Consider the following 24,234-nt stretch of genomic DNA (forward strand, 5'->3'; position numbering starts at 1 on the left):
CGTATTTGGGGGAGGAAATAAAATGGAAAAGGCTCGAATTATATATAACCCAACATCTGGGCGGGAAGCAGTGAAGAAATTACTGCCTACCATTCTGGAAAATTTTGAACTTGCCGGATATGAGACATCGACACATGCAACAACCAGTGAAGGTGACGCAATTAAAGCAGCAAGAACAGCCGTAGAACGTGGCTATGACTTAGTTGTAGCTGCTGGTGGAGATGGAACGATAAATGAAGTGATTCATGGACTTGCCGAACAGGAGCATCGACCGAAGCTTGGAATCATTCCTGCTGGAACAACCAATGATTTTGCCAGAGCATTGCATATTCCCAGGGATATTCATAAAGCTGTCGATGTTATCTTATCTGGAAAATCAATGTTGCTCGACATTGGTAAAGTGAATGAACATTACTTCATCAATATTGCCGGGGGCGGGAAATTAACGGAATTAACCTATGATGTGCCGAGTAAACTAAAGACAGTACTTGGACAGTTGGCTTATTATATAAGAGGTATCGAAATGCTTCCTTCTTTGAAACCTTCCAACGTTAAAATTGAATACGATGGTGAAATACTGGAAGAAGATATAATGCTTTTTCTCGTTTCTAACTCCAATTCCGTAGGTGGATTTGAAAAACTCGCTCCAGATGCGAAGATGAATGACGGCTATTTTGACTTGCTAATTTTGCGCAAAACAAACCTAGCAGAGTTTATCCAAATTGCGACGCTTGCCGTAAGGGGCGAACATTTGAAAAGCAAGAACATCATCTATAAGCAGGCGAAACATATTAAAGTACACACAGATGAAAAAATGCAATTGAATATCGATGGAGAATATGGCGGAATGCTACCAGGTGAATTTATAAACCTGCAGCAGCATATTAACTTCTGCGTGCCAGAAGAATTCATTGAGAATCAGGAAGACTGAAGTTTTTGAGGTCTTCCTTTTGTTTTGTCAGTATAAATAAATCCGATTCTTGAATATTGGGTTATAAATGAAATCTCTGCAGAAAATATGGTAAGATTAAATCACAAAAATTGCACGTAAAAGGAAGATATAAATGGCGAAACATACAACTCCGGTTAATAAAAATGATACGATTACCCTTACTTTTGAGGACTTAACCCATGAGGGGAATGGTGTAGGGAAAATAGACGGTTACCCGTTGTTTGTCCCGAATGTGTTACCAGGAGAAGAAGCTATCGTAAAAGTTGTTAAAGCCAATAAAAATTTTGGCTTTGGAAAGTTGCTTGAACTTAAGAACGAAAGCCCAGACCGTGTTACAGCTACATGTCATGTACACTGTGGAGGTTGTCAACTCCAACATATGAGCTATAAGCTGCAGCTTGAAATGAAACAAAATCAAGTGAAAAATGTGATGAAAAAAGTAGCGCATCTTGATCATGTTCCAATCCACACAATTATCGGAATGGAGAATCCATTTCATTACCGGAATAAAGTTCAAATTCCAGTAGGAGAGAAGAATGGTGAACTTATCACTGGTTTTTATCAAAAGCGCAGCCATCGAATCCTTGAAAATATGGATACATGCACTATTCAGGATGAGCTTATAAATGAAATTATAAATGTAACACGACAAATCGCAAATCGTATCGGAGTTAAGGCTTATAATGAGGAAAAACATAATGGGGAATTAAGACACATTATGGTACGAACAGGCCATGCCACAAATGAAGCAATGGTTGTCCTTGTCACGAGAACGGACAAGCTTCCGAATAAAGATGTTTTAATTCAAGAACTAACTGAAAAATTCCCGCAAATTAGATCGATAATCCAAAATGTAAATGAGAAGCGTACGAGTGTTATTTTGGGGGATAAGACAAAAGTACTTTGGGGAGAAGAATATATTTATGACAAAATCGGTGATATTAAATTTGCCATCTCAGCTAAGTCCTTCTATCAAGTAAATCCTGTTCAAACGAAAACGCTATATGATAAGGCTTTGGAATATGCCAAAATTGGAAGTGATGATGTAGTTATTGATGCCTATTGTGGAATCGGAACTATTTCACTATTCCTGGCACAAAAAGCAAAAAAAGTATATGGAATTGAAGTTGTGCCCGAAGCAATTAACGATGCGAAGATGAATGCACAATTAAATGGCATTACCAATGCGGAATTCCATGTGGGTGAAGCTGAGAAAGTGATGCCTAGGTGGAAAGAAAAAGGAATCAAACCAGATGTTATTGTCGTCGATCCTCCACGAAAAGGCTGCGAAGTGGACTTCCTACAGGCAATGATTGATATGCAACCGAATCGAATTGTATATGTTTCTTGTAACCCATCGACATTGGCAAGAGATCTCAGAATTCTAGAAGACAGTGGCTATGAGACGAAAGAAGTACAGCCAGTTGACATGTTTCCCCAGACCCCGCATGTTGAAGCGGTAACGTGGTTGGAAAAGCGTGTGTCTAACTAAAATAAAATCGCGCTAATTAAAATAACAGTTGCTAGTCGACCCTGTTTTCGTTAAAATAAACATTTGCGAATGTGGGGTCTTTTTATGCACGAACTCTTGGTGAGATGAGGGTTTGAGATAGAGATTTACGGAATAATTTATTTCGGGAGTACAGCGAGTGTGGTATCCCATGATGAGAGGATTTGAATTTGAAGATGGTAGATAATTTTTGGCGTGATTTACCACGACCGTTTTTTATATTAGCACCAATGGAAGATGTCACGGATGTCGTTTTTCGTCATGTAGTGAGTGAAGCGGGCAGACCTGACGTGTTTTTTACAGAGTTTACCAACACGGTGAGTTATTGTCACCCAGAGGGGAAAGAAAGTGTGCGTGGGCGTTTGACTTTTACAGAGGATGAACAACCAATTGTAGCCCACATATGGGGGGATCAGCCTGAACACTTTCGGCAGATGAGTATTGGTATGGCAGAACTTGGGTTTCGAGGTGTAGATATCAATATGGGCTGTCCTGTACCTAATGTGGCAGGGAAAGGGAAAGGATGTGGCCTGATACGTCGTCCAGAAGTTGCAGCAGAGCTAATACAAGCAGCGAAAGCGGGAGGATTGCCCGTAAGTGTAAAAACAAGACTTGGTTACACGAATGTAGACGAATGGCACGATTGGCTAACACACATATTGAAACAAGATATTGCTAATCTTTCCATTCATCTGCGCACTAAAAAGGAAATGAGCAAAGTAGATGCGCATTGGGAACTAATCCCGGAGATTAAGAAACTTCGTGATGAGATAGCACCAAATACACTTTTGACGATCAATGGGGATATCCCTGACCGTCAAACTGGCTTGAAGCTTGCTCGCAGGTACGGTGTTGATGGGGTTATGATTGGGCGTGGTATTTTTAAAAATCCATTTGCCTTTGAAAAGGAGCCGAAAGAGCATAGTAGTAAGGAATTGCTTGATCTCTTAAGGTTGCATCTGGATTTCTTTGATAAATATTCAAAAGTAGAAGCCCGTCCGATCAAGCCTCTTCGTCGCTTTTTCAAGATATATGTCCGTGGAATTCGAGGAGCGGGGGAGTTAAGGAATCAATTGATGAGCACAGAGTCAACAGATGAAGTGCGTGCATTGCTCGATAACTTTGAGCGAGAGAATGTAGAGGTGGCAGGGGAACAGTAGAAGTATGAGTTAAAATAAACATTTTCGACTCAGACCCGTTTATCAAGCATAATGTTGGTTTTCCTAGGAATTTTATAAAGCGTGTCACCATGGAATTGAAATGTATAAAAATCATACAAAACCAGGCTGAATCCAATACTAGGGGTTCAGTCTTTTTCTTTTGTTCTATATTCCCTCAACCAATCTTTTATTTATTTGTTCTTTCTGAATCCATATGTTCTATATCAAAAGTAAAAATTGACTAGACACTATTTGGTGTCATATAATAAGGACACCAAATAGTGTCTAATTCATAAAAGGGGGGAGGATTTTGAACAACACTTACCAAGAGCGTGATGTTTTTGTAGCTATCGCAGACCCAACAAGACGCAAATTAATACGTTTGTTGGCAGTTGCAGAAGAGTTACCTCTTCACGAAATAACTCCTCAATTTCAAATGGGTCGTACTGCTATTTCTAAACATTTGACGATCCTCAAAGAAGCTGATTTAGTAACTAACCGCAAATTAGGTAGGGAAACAAGGTATCGATTAAATCCAGCTCCCTTACAAGAAGTTAAAGATTGGTTATCCTTTTATGAGAATTTTTGGAATGAAAGAGCGAAATTACTAAAGAATATATTGGAGGAATAATAATGGCCGATTTATCATTAGATTTTCAATTTAAGAGTCCGATTAATAAGGTATGGGATGCCTTAACGAATTCAGATACGCTTGCACAGTGGGTAATGGAAAATAATTTCAAACCAATTGTAGGATATAAATGTCAGTTTTGGAATGAGGAAATAGATTTGGTTGTAGATAGTAAAGTGTTGGTAGTGGACAAGCCTCATAAGTTATCTTACACATGGATAGGTGGGCCGATAAACACGATAGTCACATGGACGTTAAAACAAGAAGCTGAAACAACGTACTTGCATCTTGAACACACTGGATTCGAACAAGAAGGTCAAGCTTTCAATGGTGCAAAATATGGTTGGGCGTATAAGATTGATGAACTTAAAAAAGTATTAGGGGAAATGGAATAACTTCTGAACCCTTTTTTATAAAAGTGATAATACAAATAACCCTAATTAGTTGAACTTTTAATTTTAGGAGTGAAAACATGGAAGTATTTGCAGAGTTTTTAGCTAAGATTGATAACCCGCATCATCGGGAAAGAGCGGATGAAGTGTTAACATGGGTAGTGGAGAAATTTCCCAATCTAGTGCCGGAAATAAAGTGGAATCAGCCTATGTTTACCGATCACGGAACATATATCATTGGTTTTAGTGTTGCCAAACATCATTTGGCTGTTGCCCCTGAAAGAGTGGGGATAAATCACTTTGCAGAGGAAATTGTAAAGGCTCGCTATGACCATACGAAGGAATTGGTACGTATGAAATGGGATCGTCCGGTTGATTACGCATTACTTGAGAAAATGATTGAGTTTAATATTTGGGATAAGGCAGACTGTTCAACTTTTTGGCGAAAATAAAAAGGGTAGAAATTTGAAAGCTGCAGAATACAAATGCTAGTGAATTTAAGTCATTCTAGATAAGCATGAGTAGCTGATAATAAAGGAGATAGGTAATGAGTTTTTTTCAAGATATGATATCCGTATTTAAAAAGAAAGAATTATTATTTCTAGAGAGCTATAAAGAATCGGAAGGTGTATATAGCTTTCTATTTGAAAAAGAAAAGGATCTAACATGGAAAGCAGGGCAACATGGTCTGTTTACTATTACCAATAAAAAAATAAAAAATCCCACCCGACCATTTAGTGTGGCATCTGCTCCCACAGAGAATATTGTTAAAATAACAATGGGTATTAGTGCTGACCCAAGTGATTTCAAGAAAGCGATGTTAGAATTAAAAGAGGGAAAGAACATAAGTATGAGTGGGCCAGTAGGATCTTTTCATCTTAATGATAACAGTCCTTCGCTCTTGATTGCAGGTGGAATAGGAATCACACCATTTCGGTCGATAATAAAACAACTAGAAGCAGAAGGAAATAGAGACAAGCAACAAATACAACTACTCTATATGGATAGCAAAAAGTCGTATCTTTATAAAGATGAGCTTGATGAAATTGCTGAAAATACTTCAATAAGCGTAACTTATCTTGATTCAAGGGATGACTTATATCAGGAGATAGATAAGTTTACTTACCAATACAATGGTAAGTATTATATTGCAGGTCCGAAGTCAATGGTAGATTCTGTTAATGCTTATCTAAAGAATAATGATATTCCAAAGCGGAATATTAAAAGAGATGTCTTAATTGGCTATTAAATAAGAATGAATACTAGAAATTCCTGGAATTATCCAATATGCTTTCGAACTAATAAGTAAAACAGTTTATTTTCATTATGTGTAAAAAAGACGTTCACTCTTAATCTTAATAAATAAACCTCCAAAGTTAGTAAAACAACCAAAAAAAGCAGCTATTATGCTGCTTTTTCTATAATCATAAAGAAGTTAGATAATTTCTTCCTCTATATTTTTTACTGGAAACCAACCTTTAACCTCTAAAATTAATTTCCACAATGGTGTTGGGATGACCGCTTTTTGCTGATCGTTTTTTGTTAAGTGTTGAATGATTGTTTCTTCTTTATCATCATTCGCTTTTTCAACCCAATGTGGGTCAACGACAATGGCTCGTCCGAGTGCCACAAAGTCGGTTTTTCCTTTTTCTAAAACTTGTGCTGCATCATCAGGTGTATGAATACTGCCGACACCGATCAGTGGGACACGCCCGCCGACATATTCAGCAATTAATTCGGTACGTGATTTTTCACTCACAATGCCTCGACGGGCTTTTGCCCAAGCATTTGTTGTTGCAATATGAAGATAATCAAGATCTGCTCGAATCAAGTCATCTATTAATGTGAAAGCTTCCTTCATCGTAATTCCTGGTGTTTCTGGTTCTTCTGGTGAAAAACGATAACCGACTAAGAATGGTTTTGTTGCATGTTTTCCAATCACATTTTTCACTTCATCAATTAATTTTAGTGCAAATAAATTTCTATTTTTAAATTCATCTGTTCTTAGATTAGAATGCGGTGATACGAATTGTTGGAGTAAGTAACCTGTTGCACCGTGTAGTTCCACACCATCAAATCCAGCTTCGATTGCGAAATAATTGCTGGTCGTTGCTTTTCATGTTATTCCTCCGCCTGAATTAAATTTCTTTCAAATATCTAAAGTATCTATTTCTTTTGTAACTGTTTTGCTTCCTACATCTAGTTTTGTGGCAATATGTTTAATATTGCTACGTGAAATTTGCTCAGCTGGTGCTGCAATGGCCAACGCAGCAATTACTTTCTTATTGCGAAATACCGGTACTGCTACACAACGGATACCGACATTCCGTTCCTCATCATCAAAAGCATAACCGTCTTGATGAATCGCCTTTAAATGATAACGAAATAGTTGGGAGTCCTGGAACGTATTTTCTGTGGCACGTTTCAGTGACATTTTATCGAGTAAAGCCTCTAAGTTATATTCACTCAAATGGGCCAAGATTACTTTCCCTAAAGCAGATAGATGCAGTTTTGAGCGATTTCCGATTTCATCGTCTGCTGATTGGTGGAAAGGGGCGTGTAATACCTGTGTCATGACAAGGTCAGTACCATCCACTTTGCCTAAGTAGGTGCTCATTTGTAGGTTCTGAGCTACTTGATAGATAGAATGTAAAGATGCCCAATCCTTTATAGATCGCTTTTCCAACCCTTCATTAAGCATTTTAGGGTTAAAAAAATATTGCGTTCTGATTTTATAGATGTAATTCATTTCCTCTAGCGTTGTTAGTAATCGGAATGCCGTAGACTTGCTTAATTGAAATTCCTTCATCACTTCTGCTAAAGTAACCCCCTGGCTTTGTTTTACCGATTCCAATACGAGAAGTCCTTTTCTTAATGTAGATACTTGATTTTGTGACATTTGATCACCTCAATAATTGCTAGTATAGGTATTTTGCATTTTTTATACAAAATAATCCGAGGGAGTTTCATTATTTGAAACTTCATCGAGGGAATTTAAAGTTTATACAAAAGAGTCTAAACGAGGTACCGGGGATTGGCATCCGTACATTACATCAAGATTAAATGCAATAAACAATATCCGAAATAAAAACGAAAGAACGATGTAAAAGGGTCTTTCTCCAAGTCAGTGGAAACGACTTAGAAAGATAACCCTTCTTTTGTTTGCCTGAACTAATCTGAAGATAACTCGGATTCTTTCACCCAATCCTGAGACCAGTTCTCGATTGTTCTTAAGATTGGTTCCATCGAATGTCCTTTTTCTGTTAAGGAGTATTCAATAAGAACTGGTGTTTCCGGTATAACTTCTCGTTTCACAATATCTAGATGTTCCAATTCCTTTAATCGGTCCGATAATACTTTTCCACTTATGCCAATAGTTGATTGAATTTTACTAAAACGCTGTGTACCTAGTAACAATTGATAAATAATTAATGCCATCCATCTTTGACTTAGTAAGGAGATAGCTTTTTCAAACTTTGGACAAATTGTTGATTGTATCATTTATTCACCTCATTCATTTTTAGTCTGCCACAAAAAGTTAACTTATTATAAAAAATAAATTAATTACTTTACAATAACTAATTATAATTATAAAATAAGTTACATAAAGTAACTAAAAATTTGATATGGTGTGAAGAAGCAATCAACAAAAAAATCGTTAACTTGCAAAAAATAGGTGTACCAGCAACAGCAGAAGAAGGAAGAAAAATTACTTATGATCCGTCCGTCAGGTAATCGGATTGAATTAACGATTTAAGAGGAGAGAATTAGCATTGTCTACAACAAAACAGAATGGTATTGAAATAGGAATATACACACTCGGAGATATAGGACCAGATCCCTTAACTGGAAAAACGATAAGTATGAAACAAAGAATGGATGAAATCATTAGGGCTGCAAAACTGGCTGAAGACGCAGGCCTCGATATATTCGGGGTGGGAGAGCATCACCGGTTAGATTATGCTGTTTCCTCTCCTGCAGTAGTTTTATCTGCAATTGCCGGGGCAACAAAGCGAATGAAGTTAACAAGTACTACAAGTGTGTTAAGCACATTGGACCCGGTTCGACTATATGAAGATTTTGCTACATTAGATTTGATTTCAGATGGCCGTGCGGAAATTCTAGCTGGCAGAGGGGCTTTCGTCGAATCTTTCCCACTTTTTGGATACAGTACGGATGATTATAATGAGCTTTTTAGTGAGCATATGGATTTGCTTTTAAAGCTGAATGAAAATGAAATTGTTACTTGGAATGGAAAGTTTCGTTCTCCTTTAAATGATGCAGAGATTTCTCCTCGACCTATACAAAAACAACTGCCAATTTGGATTGGAGTTGGAGGGACACCTGAAAGTGCTGCTCGTGCAGGAAGATTGGGATTTGGTATGGCCTTAGCCATATTGGGTGGTGATCCAATGAGATTTAAATCACTCGTTGATATATATCGTAGGGCAGGTTTGCAGGCTGGACATTCACCAGATAAATTAAATGTTGGTGTTACGGGACACACATACCTTGCAAAAACAACAGAAGAGGCAAAGGATGAGTTTTACCCCTATTACGCTAATTACTGGAATTATGTCAATCGCCAACGTGGAATGAGGACAAGGATGTCAAGAGAGGATTTTGAACAAGTAGCTAGACCTGAAACAGCATTGTTTGTGGGAAGTCCAGAACAAGTAGTGGAGAAGATTCTCTGGCAACATGAATTGTATGGACATACACGTTTTCTAGCACAAATTGATATTGGTGGAATTCCATTTCAAAAGATAGAGAAAAATATAGAATTACTAGCAACTGAAGTTATACCAATGCTAAATAAAGCAATTGGTCAGAACAAAGAGGAAACGTTTGTTTAGAGTAACGATACAGTTTTTAGATAAGCTATTCTCTATAATTATTGTTTCTCCTATGTAATATCATCTCGCGTTTATATATAAACGCGGGATTTTTTTTCAGAAGATAGGAAAGTATAAATCTTTTTAGCAGTAATTAACTCTTACACATAAACGGCCACGACCAGCTCCAACGCCCAGGGACTAGCGAGACTTCCCTCACCTCCGTACGATAAGTCAACATCGACTCTCTCCGGTCGGCGTGTTTCCTTTATCTCCTACGGCTCAGTCTAGTCCGTAGTCCCTTAACGGGCGCTTGCGCTTTTGTTATGCCAAACCAAATGGACCATTTGAGCTGAACCTTGAAGAATTGGGCATTTTTTGTTGGGATATCAAGATTTAAACATGATGATCATCAGACGATCTTTTTCGTCAGTATATTTTTATATAATTTATAAAAGCTAATACTGTTCCTAAAAAGCGAAGGAGAGGTTATATACTATGAAAAATCGCCAAAATATGATGACTGCATTGCTTACAACTGCTGCGACTGGTGCAGCAATCTACGGAATTACAAGAGGTGTACAAAATGGAACATTTCAACTTTTCCTGGGCAAATTTCTAATACAATGAACAACTCAGGATTTCAGCAAATAACCCAGCCCTTACAAAACATGGCAAACAACCAAAGTGACCAACAATTTACAAATACACTAGGTAACAATAGCGCGCAGCAACAGACAAACAACAACTTAAATAATCAATTATAAGCAAAATTCCCCTTCTGTTTCCTTTTAGTAGAAGATCGAAGGGGAATTAATTATGATTGAACTTCTGCAAGCTTTGTTAAATAATACTGTTCTTCCCTTGCCATATGGTCAGCCATTGAAGCAGAAAAGGTACCTAACACTTCAGCACTTAATTCCATTTCCTCCAACTCATTTAAAAATGTTTTAAATAACCCCATTTCAATCTCTACATCATTGTTAAACCTGTTTAATGCAGGGAATTTATCGATATTTGTACGTAAATACCCAGTTAATTCCACAGCTTTTAAATAATATTGTTCAAAATGTTTGGTGAAAGTATGGCTCTTTTTCTTTAGTCTTTTTTCCACTGCATCCATCCGGTCATTAATTGCTCCAGCATGACCGGATGCATCCAATAGCCAGATTAAATGATGATGCAGTTCATGAAACACCGGAGGGACATGGCCATTTACTAGGTAGCTTAATACAAGCTGGTACTCCTCTAATTCATTAACCATATGATTTAAGAAAGTAGGTGTTAGGTGAATACCGAATTGTCCGGTTAAATGACGTTTAATTATAGATAGTTTAAATTCTCTTAGCTGTTCGGTAACTTCTATCGCTTTGTTTGAGAAAGAAATGGCATTTGACTCATGAAGCGAACTTACCTCTTCAAGTAGTTGATCAAATTGTTGTACAAAATATGCAGCTTTAGCGATAACCTCTTTTTCGGAAGGATAAAGTGAATCGTGGATAAATAGAGAATGATCTCCAAGTACCTGTATCCAAAACTGATGTTCAAAAACAGCACTCCTTAAATATTTTGCCAACTATATCCATCTCCTTTTTTACTTCGTATCCACTTTATTCAACATGGGATGATTTTATTCATTTTTTATTTGTTTTATATCATTAGCTAGCGGGAAGAAAAGAAGGGGAAGACAAGGTACTTTGCTAGGAGGTATATAAAATGGGGAAAACAATTTTTATAACTGGTGCAGGTAGCGGTCTTGGAAGAGGTTCTGCACTCGGTCTGGCCAAAAAAGGACATCGTGTAATTGCGACTACCGAACTCACTTCTCAAAAAACCGATCTCTTGCGGGAAGTTCATGAACAGGGTCTGAATATCGAAGTATTTAAACTGGATATAACAAACAAGCGCGATTTGGCGCAGATTGAAGAATACGATTTTGATGTGTTTGTGGCGAATGCGGCAATAAATGAAGGAGGGCCACTTGCAGAAGTACCAATGGATCGGTTCCGTGCGCTTTTTGAGGTGAATGTTTTTGCTACGTTAGAATCCGTACAGATTGCAGCAAGGAAACTAGTTAAAAAAGGTAGTGGAAAGATTGTGTTCCTAAGTTCAATGGCCGGTATTTCAGCAACCCCATATGTAGGTCCATATACTGCAACAAAGCATGCGATAGAAGGAATAGCGCAAACGATGAAACCAGAACTTGAAGAATTCGGGGTCCAGGTAGCGACGATTAATCCCGGAGCATTTGATACAGGGTTCAATGATCGGAGCTCTGAGGAAATTTGGAAATGGTTCGATGAAGAAAAGAACTTTACGCGGGAAGAAGATATGCTGAAACAACAAGAGGGATTGAAAGATCAGTTTAATCCAGAAGACATGATTCAGAAGATGATTGAAATCATCCCAGCCGATCATCATAAATTCCGTACCGTTTATCCAGAGGAAACGGAAGAACAGTTGAAAAACACAGAGAAGGAACGTTGGAATCTGGAAGTTTAATCTAGAAATAGTAAAAGCACCTACTTTTGGTTTTATTCATACCAGAAGTAGGTGCTTTTTCTTATATCTAATGCAATTATTTTTTATAACTGTTTTAGGAATTCTTTTTATTTGCAATGATGCGATCTAAAGATAAAGGATTGCGGTCTGCCAATATAAGATAAATAGAGATAGCTAATAATGCAAGGTCGAGTTCATATCCAGCACCTTGACCATTGCCAAGAAATCCTGCAGGTAATTTGGCTGTGAAAATTGCGCCCACCATAACAACAGCAAACAACAATGCAACAAATTTTGTCCCAATACCAAGTATTATTGCAATTCCACCGATTAATTCGATCAATGCCACCGCGTATGCTAAGAAGCCTGGAATACCAAGGCTATCAAAATATCCAACAGTGTTGCTAATTCCTCCTTGGAACTTGTCTAATCCATGAATGAAAAAAGTTAACCCTAATACGATACGTAAAATAACTGTACCTACTTCGCTTTTAGTCATGATTGTGTCCTCCTATATAAAAGTTATTTTATGTAAGTAACTATATAATAATTACTTTGTTATGTCAAGTAACTAATTGAGTGAAGTTTGTATTTTTATGGCTTTATATAAATTACTCAGCTTTATCAGCAATAAAATAGGTTCAAATAGGTAACTGGGAAACTTAGGATTTCTCTACTAATCACCTTGCTAAACTTGGTGGAAATAAGGCTATTTATTGTTTTTTAATCATCGCAGAGTTGAGATAAAATGCGAACTAGGATGAGTAACTTCGGCGACCACTCTGGGGAAATATACTTACGGTTCGCGGGCGGCTGGTGAGCCCTCCTCGTGCTTCTTCTTTAGGGGTCTCACCGATGCCTTTCCTCCCGCTGGAGTCTTCGTATATTTCCCCAGAGCTGGTTTTAAGCTTACAGATTATTAACTGCAATATAAATCATATCACATAGCTTCACCAGTCCGGGTGAGTGGCGGGCGGTGACTCCTGCGGGAAAAGTACGTGTCCGATGACCCCGCAGAGTGAGGTTCTCGAGGAGGCTGAGGCCGTGCCCGCGGAAAGCATCCGCCCAGAGCGGTCCCAGACGGCGGGAAAAGCACAAATCCTGGAAATAACCTAAAGTTACGTCGGAGTTTATATAAAATCCGACGTAATAAAAATCTTAGGAATCTCGATGTATCCGTAATGCTTAGTGGAAACAGTTCATCCAAAGTCAACTTAGCAGTGTATCGCGAGCGCTCCTAATTCTTTCAAGTCTAATTTATCCATTCACTTGTACGAAAGTTGAAGGAGGAGACTTCTTCCGGATTGCTGTTAAATAAAAACGAGTCATTAAACAATTAAAAACCTACAGATAAAACACTTTTTCTGTGTTCTATCTATAGGTCTTTTTAATTGATACTTATTTTTTCCCTTAAATAGTTTTGTAAGGTTTCCGTTGCTTCATCAACATTGTTTGCTTTGATTCTCATTTTTTGATGATTAGGAATTTGGTTTGCTGAATGATCATATAAAGGATCATAGTAATATTCAAGCAGAAGTCGCACTGCTTGAGAATAGTTTCCGGATTTTAAGTCCAATTCGATTTGATTGGCAATTGGCGTATGAATCCTTCTCCTAATTCTAGTGAAAGCTTCCATACATTCTTGCTCGTGCTCCCACGGTTGATAGTCGTCAAGAATGTTAATAACTCTTTCTTCTATGGGAAGTTCAATAATCAGTTGAATGCCTTTATTTTTTTTCTCTAACATAAAATCAGGAAGTGTCACCTTGCCGATCCGTCTACTTTCACCTTCAAGTAAAACATAAGGAGAGTTCTGGAGTCGCCTGATGTCTTCCATAAGCAGGGAGTCGAATTTCTTTTGATTATTGGGTTCCAGTCCAATTTGTCCAAAAATGGAACCACGATGATTTGCATGCCCTTCAAAGTCGATAACCGGATAATTCGCTTCATGAAGACGTTGTAATATCGTTGTTTTTCCTGAACCGGTATAACCGTTTAGTACAAGGGCATCTGGCTTCCAATGTATCGTCTCTAACCGATCAACTACCCAGTTCCGATAGCTTCGGTAGCCGCCATCCAACCGATCTGCTTTAATTCCCATTAATGAAAGCACGGTAGCGGAAGTTCTGCTTCTCATTCCACCTCGCCAGCAAAAGACAGCTTTTTTTCCTTCTATTTCCTTAAATTCCTTAATAAAAGCTGGCAACTTAGCTGAGACGATTTCAAGCCCACGGTCTTTAGCAGCCTGTGGATTTACTTGCTTATAAATGGTTCCAACCTCTGCTCTTTCCTCGTCATTAAAAAATGGGATATTGATACTACCGGGAATGGTTGCATCTTTAAACTCTGAGGGAGAACGTACATCAATTATTGTAAGATCTCCAGTATCTTTTAATGAAAGTAAATCATCTATAGAAATATCTTGGAACAAGGAGTTTCCGCCTTTCTGAATAAGAACATTTATAATACATTAATATGGCCGGGATGATCTTCGGTTACTTCCCCAATTATTGCAGCTTCAACCCCGGCATGTTGTAATTTCAAAAGCAGATCATCAGCTTCTTTATCAGAAACTGAAATCAATAGTCCTCCAGATGTAACCGCGTCACATAAGATCCATTGATCGATCTGATCCATTGTTTCCGGAAACGTAACATCATTTTTTAGGTGGTCAAAATTATTTTTTGTTCCACCAGGGACTGCGCCAGCTTCTGCAAGCTCTCTTACCCTTGATAACATTGGAACTTGTTCGTTATAAATACGGATGCCTGTGTTACTGCCTTTTGCCATTTCTGATGCATGTCCCAGTAAACCAAATCCAGTAACATCTGTACACGCATGGACATCATAGGACTCCATTGTTTCAGATGCTGTTTTGTTTAAAGTTGACATTACATTCGTTACTCGAGCAATTTCTTCTTCTGTTACTAAATTGCGTTTAATGGAAGTTGTTGTAATACCGACACCAATCGGCTTTGTTAAGATGAGTTTATCCCCGGCTTTGGCACCGGCATTTGTACGAATTTTATCGGGGTGAACGATTCCAGTTACGGCAAGGCCGAATTTTGGTTCATTATCATCAATGGAGTGACCACCAACAAGCGTAATACCAGCTTCTTTCAATTTATCGCCTGCACCCCGTAATATATCTGTTAAAATTTGCTTATCCAATGTGGAGATGGGAAAAGCAACAATATTTAGTGCAGTTAAAGGCTTTCCACCCATTGCGTAAACATCACTGATAGCATTAGCAGCAGCAACCTGTCCGAAAGCGTACGGATCATCGACGATTGGCGTGAAGAAATCAACGGTTTGTACCATTGCCAATTCATCATTTAATCGATAGACACCGGCGTCATCACTCGTATCCAAACCAACAAGTAAATCCGAATTAGGAGAAGCTGGTGGTAAATCCCGTAACACTTTCGCTAAATCGGCCGGACCTATTTTACATCCGCATCCACCTTTGGATGATAGTGAAGTGAGCTTTATATTCGTTGAATCTGTCAATTTAAACCAACCTTTCTTCTCTGTACTATCATTATTATAGCACTTTCAAAACAATGGATGTCGGTTTGCGGACTGTCTGTTTTAATTGAAAATATTCCAAGGGAATCCACATGCTAATCAGCGAATTCCAAATTTCCATTTACAAAACTTGCTTGACCATTCAAAGCTTCAACAGGAAATATAAAGGCCCATGGCATACTTGTTTCTGGTGGAATCGATAAGGGTGGAATCGAAAAAGCATGTTCTGCAATCACTTTGTTTTTTTCGATATAACGTAATTTAGTATTGTTAAATTTAACTATGTCTCCACTGAAGTTATGAACCAAAACAGTGATTAATAATTCCCCGCGATGGTTAGTTGCCTGCCATAATGGGGTAAGCTTAATAGTAGGATAATGTTGAGAACGTGTTTCCTTAAAGATATGCACGATTCGTTCGCGATCTTTGCTTGGAAGTGCCTTATCCCACGACGTCTCAAATGTAAGTTTTTGCATGCTGCACCGCTCTTTTTACTTATTGTCTTCATTTTTTATTAAGTTCCTTCTTACCATTGTAACGTGAATTTGTTTATTTTTTCATGCACATAGAAAATATAAAGCTTTTTCGAGATAAATCGTTGATATAATAGCGTTTGCATTAAAATTTTTTTAGTATATGTTAAGAGAAATTTGTGAATTTATGTTAACATTAGGAGAGGATGAATCAGGAATTGTTCGTAGTGGAAGGATAATATGTAATTTGAAATCTTCATCAGCATAAGAACATCACGTGGCTAGGAGGAATTAAAATGGAAGAAGAAAAAGTAGAAGGACAGAAAGCGATAAAGCAAGCGAACGTGGGAGATAAGATTCAAGTAGTTAAGGGTGAGCAAAAAGGCAAGAACGGCGAAGTTATAACGGTGAGGGAAAACTCCGTGATTATTAAGATAGGTTCACATCCGATAACAGGTGAACCACTCAAGACAGTTGTTAATCATAAAAATTATAAAAAATAATGTAAAAACGAAAGAACAGCATTTCTACTTTATTGTAGAAATGCTGTTCTTTTTGTTAAGCTGGTTTTCTCCAAATGCCTAATACAATTGCAGCTACTACTGTACCTATTACAAGTGAAAGGAGGAAGAATATTGGATTCTCTGCTAATGGAATGACGAAAATTCCACCATGTGGAGCGGGAATGGCACTACTCCAGAATTGTGTCAAACCGCCGGCAATTGCTGCCCCAATTACAGAAGAACCAATAACTCGAAGTGGATCAGCTGCAGCAAATGGAATGGCACCTTCTGTGATGAATGAAAGTCCCATAACATAGTTGGTAACACCGGATTTGCGCTCGCCCTCGCTAAATTTATTTTTAAATAGAGTGGAAGCTAAAGCGATAGCCAAAGGTGGAACCATACCACCAGCCATAACTGCTGCCATTAGGCTACCATCACCGGTGTCTGTGAATATGCCGATTGAAAATGCATATGCTGCTTTATTAAAAGGTCCGCCCATATCAATTGCCATCATGCCGCCCAGTAGAACGCCAAGGATAACTGCATTACCTGTTCCAAGTCCTTGCAAGAAGTCCACCATTGCAGTATTTAATCCAGCAAAGATAGGACCAAATAGGAAGAACATTAGAATACCTGTGATGAATAATCCCAATACTGGGTAAAGAAGAATTGGCTTTAACCCATCAAGAGACTTTGGTAATCCGCGTAATAGTCTCTTTAAAAGGATAATGACATACCCCGCTAAGAAACCAGCAACTAAACCACCGATAAATCCTGCATCGCTATTTACTGCAATTAAACCACCGACCATACCTGGCATTAAACCTGGGCGGTCTGCAATGCTCATCGCAATGAACCCAGCAAAGATTGGAATTAGAAAGTTGAATGCATTGCCACCAAGTTCATTGAGGAAAAGGAAAATTTCACTATCACTTCCAAGTAAACTTTCAAATAGAAATGATATAGCCAGTAAGATTCCACCACCGATGACAAATGGAAGCATATGTGAGATACCATTCATAAGGTCATTATAAATCGTATTCCAAATAGATTTTGGTTTATCTTCCTCGTTCGTGCTTTCTTGATTATATTCAGCGTGATAGATTGGAGCGTCCTGATTAATTGCCTTTGTAATCAATTCTTCTGTTTTTTTAATTCCGTCACTTACCGGTCTTTCCAAGATACGTTTTCCATCAAAACGCGCCATCTCTACTTTTTTACTGGCAGCAATAATAACCGTGTCAGCTCTCCTAATTTCATCATCTGTTAAACGGTTTTTAGCTCCATCTGATCCGTTTGTTTCGACACGGATATCAACATTTAATTCCGCTGCTTTTTTCTTTAGGGAATCTTCAGCCATATAGGTATGTGCAATACCGGTAGGGCAGGCAGTTACAGCAACGATAAATGGTTTCTCACCAGATGAATCCGCTGATTCGACAGGTGTTTCTTCTTCATCTTCTGATTGGTTGAAAAGTGCATGCACTTCATCAGGTGTTTTTGCTAGTTTGAGTTGATTAACAAACTTACTATCAATTAACATTCTGGATAGTGCAGCCAACGTTTGTAAATGGGTATCATTAGCACCTTCGGGAACAGCAATCATGAAAAATAAATAGGTTGGTTGACCATCAAGTGAATCATAATCAACCCCTTTATTGCTCTTCGCAAAAAGTACGGTCGGTTTATTAACTGCCTTTGTTTTTGCATGTGGCATAGCAATCCCGTCACCAAGGCCCGTGGAGGATTGTGCTTCACGATTTAAAATGGCTTCTTTAAATAGCTTTGCATCACTTACAATCCGATGTTTGTTCAAGCTATTAATCATTTCATTAATTGCAGCTTCTTTTTCTGTTGCCTGCATGTCCATAATCATTATATCTTTACTTAATAAATCAGTAATTTTCAAGTTTATCCGTCCTTTCTAAGCTTATTATGTTAGATACTGGTGACTTCCACCTGAGGTAGCAGTGATAAGATTTCTTCTTTCTTAGCTAAGTCATTGGAAAAAGCTGTGGCGCTGCCAGAGGCAATTCCCATTTTAAAAGCTTTGACTGGATCATGACTCACTAAATAGTCACCGACAAATCCAGCAATCATGGAATCACCAGCACCGACAGAGTTTTTAACCAGTCCTTTTGGATTGATTCCCTTATAGATTCCGTCCTTGGTAATTAGCAAAGCGCCATCTCCCGCAAGCGAGACAATTACATGCTTGGCACCTGCTTCTAGTAACTTTTTACCGTAATGGCTAATATCTTCTGTGGTGTAAAGTTGTACATTAAATAATTGCTCCAGCTCATGCTGATTTGGTTTTACAAGTAATGGTTTATAGGGCAATGCTTTTTTCAATGCTTCACCAGTTGTATCAATGACAAATTCTGCTTCTTTTCCGGTAATGCCTTCTATCATTTTGCTGTAATAATTAGCTGGTAATGATGGTGGTTTACTGCCGGATAAGATAAAGGTATCTGTACTTTCAGCAGATTCCATTTGTGTTAATAATTGATATGCTTCGGCATTTGTAATCACTGGCCCTTGCCCATTAATTTCTGTTTCTGCATCTGATTTAAGTTTGATGTTAATTCTTGTGTCTCCTTCAATAGGAATGAAGTCTGTTTTGACACGATCCTTTTCGAGCCAATCTGAAATAAAATCACCTGTGAATCCACCTATAAATCCTAAAGCGGTTGTTTCCACATTGATTTCCTTTAATATACGAGAGACGTTAATACCTTTTCCGCCTGGTAATTTCAAATCGTTCTCCATATAATTTAATTTACCAATAGTTAACTCCTTTACAGGAACTACATAGTCAATGGAAGGATTTAGGGTAATGGTATAAATCATTTCGTGGCCTCCAATATCGTTGTTTTATCGTAATACGATTTCAAATTTTGTTCACTTGAATCCGTTAGTATCGTCACTTCTTCTAAATCGCATACCTTTGCAAAGCTGACTTTGTCCCATTTACTTTTATCTGCAAGTACATAGGTTACTGCTGATTGGTGGTGGGCAAGCGTCTTTAGTGCAGCTTCCTCAGGATCTGGAGTTGTACATCCATAGGCGATGTCAATTCCGTTGATTCCTAAAAAGGCTTTTGTAAAACGAAAATTCTTTAATTCATTTAGACTTGATGCACCAATAATAGCCTTTGTGGAATTTTTTACCTTTCCACCAAGTTGAATCGTGTTTATATTTTTATCAGCAAGTAGGGAGGCGTGAAGTATCCCATTTGTTACTACTGTTATAGTGTCCGTATTTAAATAATCAATCATAGCCAGGGTTGTTGTACCAGCATCCAAGTAAATCACATCATTTTTTTCAATCAAGGATGCAGCAAAAATACCAATTTTATCTTTTTCTTGAACGTTTTTGAACGTTTTTGTGGTATAAGATAGTTCTTCATCCAATTGATAATTTCGTTTGGCGCCGCCATGGATACGTGTGAGTATCCCGTTATTCTCCAGTTGCGCGAGATCTCTTCGAATTGTAGATTCTGAACAATTAAGTTCGGTCATAAGTTCATGAGATTTTACAATACCGCTTTCATTTAGTCGCTTTATAATAAAGGAATGCCTTTCTTCCGTTAACATAAGTATCCTCCTATAATCAGTATAATAACAGCAAAAACGTTCATAATCAATCAAAAGGGAAGCGATTTCTTCAATTGAAACGGGATTCAGGTAAAATTAAAGCTTGAGGTTAATGTTTAATCTGAATTTAGAAGCTGGAAGAGGAAAAAGACTATGCGTTTTATTTACGCATAGCCTTTTTTCTATAGATAATTAAGTGTTTTTGTTAAACAATGTGTTTATTAAAGTTTTATAATCATTTTCTTCAAAAGAAATATTTATCTTATCTATTCTTTCAGTGTTGGGAAAAGTGAAAATGGTTTGGCTAAATTTAGTTTTTGCAGGACCAATTAAACTATAGATTATGTCAATGACTTTAAAGCAGTTTATATCTATTCCATTTTCAGATTCATTTTTTATACTTATGGTTATAAAGTTATCATTTTTGGTGAATCTAGTTTTTCTGGGTGGGACACCTTTTACTTTGGAAAGTGTTCGAATAGAGTCTTTAAAATAATCATTTTCTAATGTCATTGAAAATTGCCCCATTCCTATTAATTAGTAATATTATTGAATCGAATATAAACACAAAAAGTTAGGTTATTGGCAACTGGTTCTGGTGGGAAATCAAAAATAACAGCAGATTCAGGAAGAGAGTTAATCGTTCTTAAATTGCTTTTAATAATAATTTTTTTAACAGTGGTGTAAAATGCTCTGGTAGTTCAGAAACAGTTGGAACCATAATATGTTCTTTGCCGTATATATTTTTCATGATATCTTCTTCTCTTTCACCAATCTCCCCGTCTGCTAAAAACATTCCGATGACATCGATGCCTTTTTTTCTAGCCTCAGATACTGCCAGATGTGTGTCAACAATTCCATTCTGATCATAGTTTGATGCTGCGGGCTCCCCATCTGAAAATACTAACAGGAACTTATTCTTTTCACGCCTTGCTTCCATTTCTTGCGTAATAACTCGTATGCTAAACCCATCCCGATTATCTTCCTGGGCTTCGAGTTGCATAATTTTTGGACCGTTGTTTTGATAAAGAGAATCAGAAAAGGAATGGATCATGTGAGAGTAATTTGGTTGGTAGTTTTCTCTCACTTCATTTGCATCTTCCCAGAATCCAATAATGGAGTGGGGGATATCTAATTGTTTGAGGACTTCATGAAATAAAATAACTCCTCTTTTTGTTTCTTCCATTTTACTTGCCATCGATGCAGAGCAATCTATAAGTAAGGTGAAGACAGCATCGAATTCTTTTGATTCATGATTCTTTTTATAAAATACTCTTGGAGTTTCATCAATCACAATCGGTAATAACTTTTTGGATAGCCGTCCAACCAATAAATCTTTTCGTGGTGCATTTTTTTTATGCTCAATTGTCTTTTTGATTGTATTAGCAAGTTTTCGTTGGTAAGCTTCAATCGCTTTTACATACTCCTGACATAATTGCTCGTCTTCCCTGGAGGGATTGTCTGCTAACTTGATTAAATGTACTGCTTCTTTGTTCGCTTCCCCAAAAACATTCTCATTATCTTGTGTTGCATTGGATTCTTCCTTTTTATCCAATGCTTCCATTTCGGAATAATCCTTTTCTTTACTTTCTCCGGAAGCACCCTGGATGGAAGCCATAGCTTGGTCGGCATCTTCTGTTTCGCGAGCACCGCCACCCATCATGCTTGTTTTAGTACCTTGTTCCAATTCAAATTGCATGAAGTTTTGCTTTTGGTCACCATTTTTATTCTCACGATGCCAGGTGGAAAATTCCTCATCGAAGTATTCGCTGTTTTCCTCATCGATATCTTCCTGATCATTATTGACTAGTTCGTCTGTTCTTGTAAGTTCGTCAAATAACGTATTTTTTGTATAACTCTCCATATGGCTGATTGGAAAGATGAAATATTCATTAATGGAATCCTGATAATGCTCGCTGACTCGGAAAATAATTTGTGTCGCTATCTCTGTAATATCTCCAGTGCTTTTGGCTTCAAAGACGGAATAGATGAGCGGTTTTAAATCATCGAGTTGATGAAGTTGTTTCTCATTTGCTCTCGGAAAAACAGGGTCTGGATTATCTGACTGTATTAATAAATAGAGAAGGCAAAAGATTTCATCTGTCGCAAACCCTCGGGTAACATTTGCAGTCAGTTGTTTTTCGAAATAATGCTTTAGGTAATTTTTGCGAACTGTAAAGCCTTTTTTTGTCCCTGGACGCTCTTTTTTCACTATTTCTTCAAGTCGGATATCTTCAAGTAGTGTAAATAATTGGGCGGAAAATTTAGGTATTCCGCTTTCCATCGTGTTATCCAAATATGTTTTCATTGCAGGTACGCTGGAAAAACGTAAGGTACCAATCGTTCGTAAGAGAACATCTGTTTTAAGTCCTGTTTCTCTAATTTCACCTTTTGATTTATCCCAGAATCTACTTGCTGTAACTTTAGAGTCAATCAGATCAATAAAGGATCCGTAATTATGTTCAAAATCCATATCCGGATTACCGGATAGGACAGTAGTCAAATCCTGTAGTTGCATAAAAAGATCTGTATCTACCTTTGAATCATGGAAACGATACATGAAATATTCTCCTTGTCTATTAGAAAACTTGGTTGTCACTAAGGTTTTAAGTGACAACCTTAGCCCGAGCTTATACAGTTTAGAAAGTATTTATACTTTCTAAACTGCAAATAAAGTATCTGTCAGATTTAGTACAAATTCGCGTTCACGGTCTTCATCCAATTTATCAACAATAGAGCGAAGGATTGCCCTTTTGGGTGGAATGATTCCGCTCAAATCACAAGCATCCAGTAAAGCACGGATGGAAGCAGCTTCTTCAGATAACTTTCCTTGATGAACTGCAGTAATGAGATCTTTGGATAATTTAACAAATAAATCGGTTGTCACTTCATCTGCCAGACTTGTGTTTGTCTGAATCAGTTTTTTTAGTTGTTCACCTTCAATATAAGGAACATCAATAACGATGAAGCGGTTTTTCAAAGCCTCGTTTAGTGGAACGGTACCGATGTATCCCTCATTTATCGCTGCAATCACCCCGAAGCCATCTTTGGCTGTGATAATTTCATTCGTAAATGGATTCGTAATCGTTCTTCGGTAGTCCAATACCCCGTTAATTAGGGGGAGCGTTTCTGGTTTGGCCATGTTTATTTCATCGATATATAAGAACTCTCCATAATTCATTGCATTAATTACGGGTCCTGGAATGAATTCAATTACTTGTTTCTCCTTTTCATAGGACAGTGTTTTAAAGCCAAGTAAGCTTTCTGCATCCAGATCAACGGAGCAGTTCACACTGAACATGGGTTGATGGAAGAGGGAGGATAAAGTTTCGGCGAATTTCGTTTTCCCTGCACCTGTTGGGCCTTTTAATAAAACATTCTTCCCCATGGAAAGAGCAGAAATGGCATCAATTAGTAAGTCCATATCAGGAGGAACATAACCATCTTGTCTGATCAACTCTTGGAAATTCTCATCATTTTTTCTTTTCTTATTATTCAATAGTTCGTTTATATTTTCAGGTAAATTGTAATTGCTGTTCATGATAAAACTCCTTCCATAACTATTGTAGCTTTGATTCGCTACAAAAACAAAAATTCCGGATAAATACGATTGCGAATCGTATAGGGGATTGATAAGATTAGATTACTAATGCCCACACTTTAGCACTGTTTATAGCCTTTTAATCAGTGCAGAGTTGAGATGAAATGCGAACTAGAATAGGGAACTTCGGCGATCGCTCTGGGAAATACACTGCGCTTTTCGCGGGCGGCTGGTGAGCCTCTTCATGCTGAAGCATTTCAGAGTCTCACCTATGCCTTTCCTCCCGCAGAAGTCTCCGTGTATTTCCCAGAGCTGGTTAGAAGGTTACTAATAATTACTATACTAGTGAGCTAAAATGGCATTCTAAAACTTCACCAGTCCGGGTGAGCGGCGGGCGGTGACTCCTGCGGGAAAAGCACTTGTCCGAAGACCCCGCAGAGTGGGTTTCTCGAGGAGACTGAGGCCGTGCCCGCGGAAAGCATCCGCCCAGAGCGATCCCGGACGGCGGGATAAGCACAAATCCTGGAAATAAACCTAGAGTTACTTCGTAGCATTCCTGTAGAACGCTAAATTTAAGGTTTGAAAAAAATAGAGCCCCTCGGTAAGAT

Annotated in this window: 25 protein-coding genes; 11 read left to right on the top strand and 14 right to left on the bottom strand. The window is 37.9% G+C overall.

Going from position 1 to position 24,234, the window contains the following annotated elements:
- Positions 1–22 precede the first annotated feature (22 nt).
- From ACFOUV_RS05810 to ACFOUV_RS05840, 7 genes are all read left to right on the top strand, one after another.
- Positions 23–931 carry a diacylglycerol kinase gene (locus ACFOUV_RS05810; protein ID WP_379495844.1) on the top strand — a complete coding sequence of 303 codons (909 nt, stop codon included), beginning with the start codon at positions 23–25 and terminating at the stop codon, positions 929–931.
- 133 nt (positions 932–1,064) lie between these two features.
- Positions 1,065–2,444, top strand: a complete 1,380-nt coding sequence (rlmD, locus tag ACFOUV_RS05815) for a 23S rRNA (uracil(1939)-C(5))-methyltransferase RlmD (protein ID WP_379495845.1) — start codon at positions 1,065–1,067, stop codon at positions 2,442–2,444.
- A 194-nt stretch (positions 2,445–2,638) separates the two neighbouring features.
- Entirely contained in the window at positions 2,639–3,622 is a 984-nt protein-coding gene (locus ACFOUV_RS05820) for a tRNA dihydrouridine synthase (RefSeq protein WP_379495868.1), read from the top strand.
- A 310-nt stretch (positions 3,623–3,932) separates the two neighbouring features.
- A complete protein-coding gene (locus ACFOUV_RS05825) occupies positions 3,933–4,253 on the top strand; it encodes an ArsR/SmtB family transcription factor (RefSeq protein WP_379495846.1) in 321 nt (106 codons plus the stop codon).
- 2 nt (positions 4,254–4,255) lie between these two features.
- The gene (locus tag ACFOUV_RS05830) at positions 4,256–4,648 is read left to right on the top strand and encodes an SRPBCC family protein (RefSeq protein ID WP_379495847.1); all 393 of its coding nucleotides are present in this window, start codon (positions 4,256–4,258) and stop codon (positions 4,646–4,648) included.
- A 77-nt stretch (positions 4,649–4,725) separates the two neighbouring features.
- On the top strand, positions 4,726–5,097 hold the full coding sequence (locus ACFOUV_RS05835) for an iron chaperone (RefSeq protein WP_379495848.1): 372 nt from the start codon (positions 4,726–4,728) through the stop codon (positions 5,095–5,097).
- Between the two features lie 95 nt (positions 5,098–5,192).
- Positions 5,193–5,894, top strand: a complete 702-nt coding sequence (locus ACFOUV_RS05840; RefSeq protein ID WP_379495849.1) for an FAD-dependent oxidoreductase — start codon at positions 5,193–5,195, stop codon at positions 5,892–5,894.
- A gap of 186 nt (positions 5,895–6,080) precedes the next feature.
- Here the strand turns inward: ACFOUV_RS05840 and ACFOUV_RS05845 are convergent, their stop codons facing one another.
- From ACFOUV_RS05845 to ACFOUV_RS05855, 3 genes are all read right to left on the bottom strand, one after another.
- Positions 6,081–6,734, bottom strand: a complete 654-nt coding sequence (locus ACFOUV_RS05845) for an oxidoreductase (RefSeq protein ID WP_379495869.1) — start codon at positions 6,732–6,734, stop codon at positions 6,081–6,083.
- Positions 6,735–6,794: 60 nt separating this feature from the next.
- Complete coding sequence (locus tag ACFOUV_RS05850; RefSeq protein ID WP_379495850.1) at positions 6,795–7,544, bottom strand: IclR family transcriptional regulator; 750 nt, start codon at positions 7,542–7,544, stop codon at positions 6,795–6,797.
- Positions 7,545–7,816: 272 nt separating this feature from the next.
- Positions 7,817–8,146 carry a winged helix-turn-helix transcriptional regulator gene (locus ACFOUV_RS05855; protein WP_379495851.1) on the bottom strand — a complete coding sequence of 110 codons (330 nt, stop codon included), beginning with the start codon at positions 8,144–8,146 and terminating at the stop codon, positions 7,817–7,819.
- 272 nt (positions 8,147–8,418) lie between these two features.
- On the opposite strand from ACFOUV_RS05855, the gene ACFOUV_RS05860 reads away from it, so the two are divergent.
- Both ACFOUV_RS05860 and ACFOUV_RS05865 read left to right on the top strand, forming a co-directional pair.
- The gene (locus tag ACFOUV_RS05860; protein WP_379495852.1) at positions 8,419–9,501 is read left to right on the top strand and encodes an LLM class flavin-dependent oxidoreductase; all 1,083 of its coding nucleotides are present in this window, start codon (positions 8,419–8,421) and stop codon (positions 9,499–9,501) included.
- 477 nt (positions 9,502–9,978) lie between these two features.
- Entirely contained in the window at positions 9,979–10,110 is a 132-nt protein-coding gene (locus ACFOUV_RS05865) for a hypothetical protein (RefSeq protein WP_379495853.1), read from the top strand.
- A 187-nt stretch (positions 10,111–10,297) separates the two neighbouring features.
- On the opposite strand, the gene ACFOUV_RS05870 is transcribed toward ACFOUV_RS05865, so the two are convergent.
- Positions 10,298–11,056 (bottom strand): DUF2935 domain-containing protein, encoded by a 759-nt coding sequence (locus tag ACFOUV_RS05870; RefSeq protein WP_379495854.1) that lies wholly within the window; start codon positions 11,054–11,056, stop codon positions 10,298–10,300.
- Positions 11,057–11,196: 140 nt separating this feature from the next.
- On the opposite strand from ACFOUV_RS05870, the gene ACFOUV_RS05875 reads away from it, so the two are divergent.
- Complete coding sequence (locus ACFOUV_RS05875) at positions 11,197–11,982, top strand: SDR family oxidoreductase (protein ID WP_379495855.1); 786 nt, start codon at positions 11,197–11,199, stop codon at positions 11,980–11,982.
- A 94-nt stretch (positions 11,983–12,076) separates the two neighbouring features.
- Here the strand turns inward: ACFOUV_RS05875 and ACFOUV_RS05880 are convergent, their stop codons facing one another.
- The 4 genes from ACFOUV_RS05880 to ACFOUV_RS05895 all read right to left on the bottom strand — a co-directional run bounded on the left by ACFOUV_RS05880 (position 12,077) and on the right by ACFOUV_RS05895 (position 15,986).
- A complete protein-coding gene (locus ACFOUV_RS05880; RefSeq protein WP_379495856.1) occupies positions 12,077–12,481 on the bottom strand; it encodes a DoxX family protein in 405 nt (134 codons plus the stop codon).
- Between the two features lie 888 nt (positions 12,482–13,369).
- Positions 13,370–14,413, bottom strand: a complete 1,044-nt coding sequence (mnmH, locus tag ACFOUV_RS05885; RefSeq protein ID WP_379495857.1) for a tRNA 2-selenouridine(34) synthase MnmH — start codon at positions 14,411–14,413, stop codon at positions 13,370–13,372.
- A gap of 29 nt (positions 14,414–14,442) precedes the next feature.
- Positions 14,443–15,492: a selenide, water dikinase SelD gene (gene selD / locus ACFOUV_RS05890; RefSeq protein ID WP_379495858.1), complete on the bottom strand. Its 1,050-nt coding sequence runs from the start codon at positions 15,490–15,492 to the stop codon at positions 14,443–14,445.
- 113 nt (positions 15,493–15,605) lie between these two features.
- On the bottom strand, positions 15,606–15,986 hold the full coding sequence (locus ACFOUV_RS05895) for an SLAP domain-containing protein (protein WP_379495859.1): 381 nt from the start codon (positions 15,984–15,986) through the stop codon (positions 15,606–15,608).
- 293 nt (positions 15,987–16,279) lie between these two features.
- Between ACFOUV_RS05895 and ACFOUV_RS05900 the strand changes: the two genes are divergently transcribed.
- Positions 16,280–16,486 (top strand): DUF2187 family protein, encoded by a 207-nt coding sequence (locus ACFOUV_RS05900; protein ID WP_379495860.1) that lies wholly within the window; start codon positions 16,280–16,282, stop codon positions 16,484–16,486.
- 55 nt (positions 16,487–16,541) lie between these two features.
- On the opposite strand, the gene ACFOUV_RS05905 is transcribed toward ACFOUV_RS05900, so the two are convergent.
- From ACFOUV_RS05905 to ACFOUV_RS05930, 6 genes are all read right to left on the bottom strand, one after another.
- Positions 16,542–18,398 (bottom strand): PTS fructose transporter subunit IIABC, encoded by a 1,857-nt coding sequence (locus ACFOUV_RS05905; protein ID WP_379495861.1) that lies wholly within the window; start codon positions 18,396–18,398, stop codon positions 16,542–16,544.
- A gap of 29 nt (positions 18,399–18,427) precedes the next feature.
- Positions 18,428–19,339: a 1-phosphofructokinase gene (gene pfkB, locus ACFOUV_RS05910; RefSeq protein ID WP_379495862.1), complete on the bottom strand. Its 912-nt coding sequence runs from the start codon at positions 19,337–19,339 to the stop codon at positions 18,428–18,430.
- Positions 19,336–20,085: a DeoR/GlpR family DNA-binding transcription regulator gene (locus tag ACFOUV_RS05915; protein WP_379495863.1), complete on the bottom strand. Its 750-nt coding sequence runs from the start codon at positions 20,083–20,085 to the stop codon at positions 19,336–19,338. Before ACFOUV_RS05915 ends, pfkB begins: the two co-directional genes overlap by 4 nt.
- A gap of 192 nt (positions 20,086–20,277) precedes the next feature.
- Positions 20,278–20,598, bottom strand: a complete 321-nt coding sequence (locus ACFOUV_RS05920; protein WP_379495864.1) for a hypothetical protein — start codon at positions 20,596–20,598, stop codon at positions 20,278–20,280.
- Between the two features lie 133 nt (positions 20,599–20,731).
- Complete coding sequence (locus ACFOUV_RS05925; protein WP_379495865.1) at positions 20,732–22,645, bottom strand: vWA domain-containing protein; 1,914 nt, start codon at positions 22,643–22,645, stop codon at positions 20,732–20,734.
- A gap of 99 nt (positions 22,646–22,744) precedes the next feature.
- A complete protein-coding gene (locus ACFOUV_RS05930; RefSeq protein WP_379495866.1) occupies positions 22,745–23,626 on the bottom strand; it encodes an AAA family ATPase in 882 nt (293 codons plus the stop codon).
- Positions 23,627–24,234: the final 608 nt, after the last annotated feature.

It is taken from the genome of Oceanobacillus longus (assembly GCF_042650085.1).
Lineage (GTDB): Bacteria > Bacillota > Bacilli > Bacillales > Amphibacillaceae > Oceanobacillus > Oceanobacillus longus.

What these genes read in the sequence shown, in the direction of transcription:
- ACFOUV_RS05820 (WP_379495868.1), top strand. Translation starts at nt 2,639, where the DNA reads ATGGTAGATAATTTTTGGCGTGATTTACCACGACCGTTTTTTATATTA.
- ACFOUV_RS05865 (WP_379495853.1), top strand. Translation starts at nt 9,979, where the DNA reads ATGAAAAATCGCCAAAATATGATGACTGCATTGCTTACAACTGCTGCG.
- ACFOUV_RS05900 (WP_379495860.1), top strand. Translation starts at nt 16,280, where the DNA reads ATGGAAGAAGAAAAAGTAGAAGGACAGAAAGCGATAAAGCAAGCGAAC.
- rlmD (WP_379495845.1), top strand. Translation starts at nt 1,065, where the DNA reads ATGGCGAAACATACAACTCCGGTTAATAAAAATGATACGATTACCCTT.
- ACFOUV_RS05835 (WP_379495848.1), top strand. Translation starts at nt 4,726, where the DNA reads ATGGAAGTATTTGCAGAGTTTTTAGCTAAGATTGATAACCCGCATCAT.
- ACFOUV_RS05880 (WP_379495856.1), bottom strand. Translation starts at nt 12,481, where the DNA reads ATGACTAAAAGCGAAGTAGGTACAGTTATTTTACGTATCGTATTAGGG.
- ACFOUV_RS05855 (WP_379495851.1), bottom strand. Translation starts at nt 8,146, where the DNA reads ATGATACAATCAACAATTTGTCCAAAGTTTGAAAAAGCTATCTCCTTA.
- ACFOUV_RS05895 (WP_379495859.1), bottom strand. Translation starts at nt 15,986, where the DNA reads ATGCAAAAACTTACATTTGAGACGTCGTGGGATAAGGCACTTCCAAGC.
- ACFOUV_RS05875 (WP_379495855.1), top strand. Translation starts at nt 11,197, where the DNA reads ATGGGGAAAACAATTTTTATAACTGGTGCAGGTAGCGGTCTTGGAAGA.
- ACFOUV_RS05915 (WP_379495863.1), bottom strand. Translation starts at nt 20,085, where the DNA reads ATGTTAACGGAAGAAAGGCATTCCTTTATTATAAAGCGACTAAATGAA.
- pfkB (WP_379495862.1), bottom strand. Translation starts at nt 19,339, where the DNA reads ATGATTTATACCATTACCCTAAATCCTTCCATTGACTATGTAGTTCCT.
- ACFOUV_RS05830 (WP_379495847.1), top strand. Translation starts at nt 4,256, where the DNA reads ATGGCCGATTTATCATTAGATTTTCAATTTAAGAGTCCGATTAATAAG.
- ACFOUV_RS05840 (WP_379495849.1), top strand. Translation starts at nt 5,193, where the DNA reads ATGAGTTTTTTTCAAGATATGATATCCGTATTTAAAAAGAAAGAATTA.
- ACFOUV_RS05930 (WP_379495866.1), bottom strand. Translation starts at nt 23,626, where the DNA reads ATGAACAGCAATTACAATTTACCTGAAAATATAAACGAACTATTGAAT.
- ACFOUV_RS05850 (WP_379495850.1), bottom strand. Translation starts at nt 7,544, where the DNA reads ATGTCACAAAATCAAGTATCTACATTAAGAAAAGGACTTCTCGTATTG.
- ACFOUV_RS05925 (WP_379495865.1), bottom strand. Translation starts at nt 22,645, where the DNA reads ATGTATCGTTTCCATGATTCAAAGGTAGATACAGATCTTTTTATGCAA.
- ACFOUV_RS05810 (WP_379495844.1), top strand. Translation starts at nt 23, where the DNA reads ATGGAAAAGGCTCGAATTATATATAACCCAACATCTGGGCGGGAAGCA.
- ACFOUV_RS05920 (WP_379495864.1), bottom strand. Translation starts at nt 20,598, where the DNA reads ATGACATTAGAAAATGATTATTTTAAAGACTCTATTCGAACACTTTCC.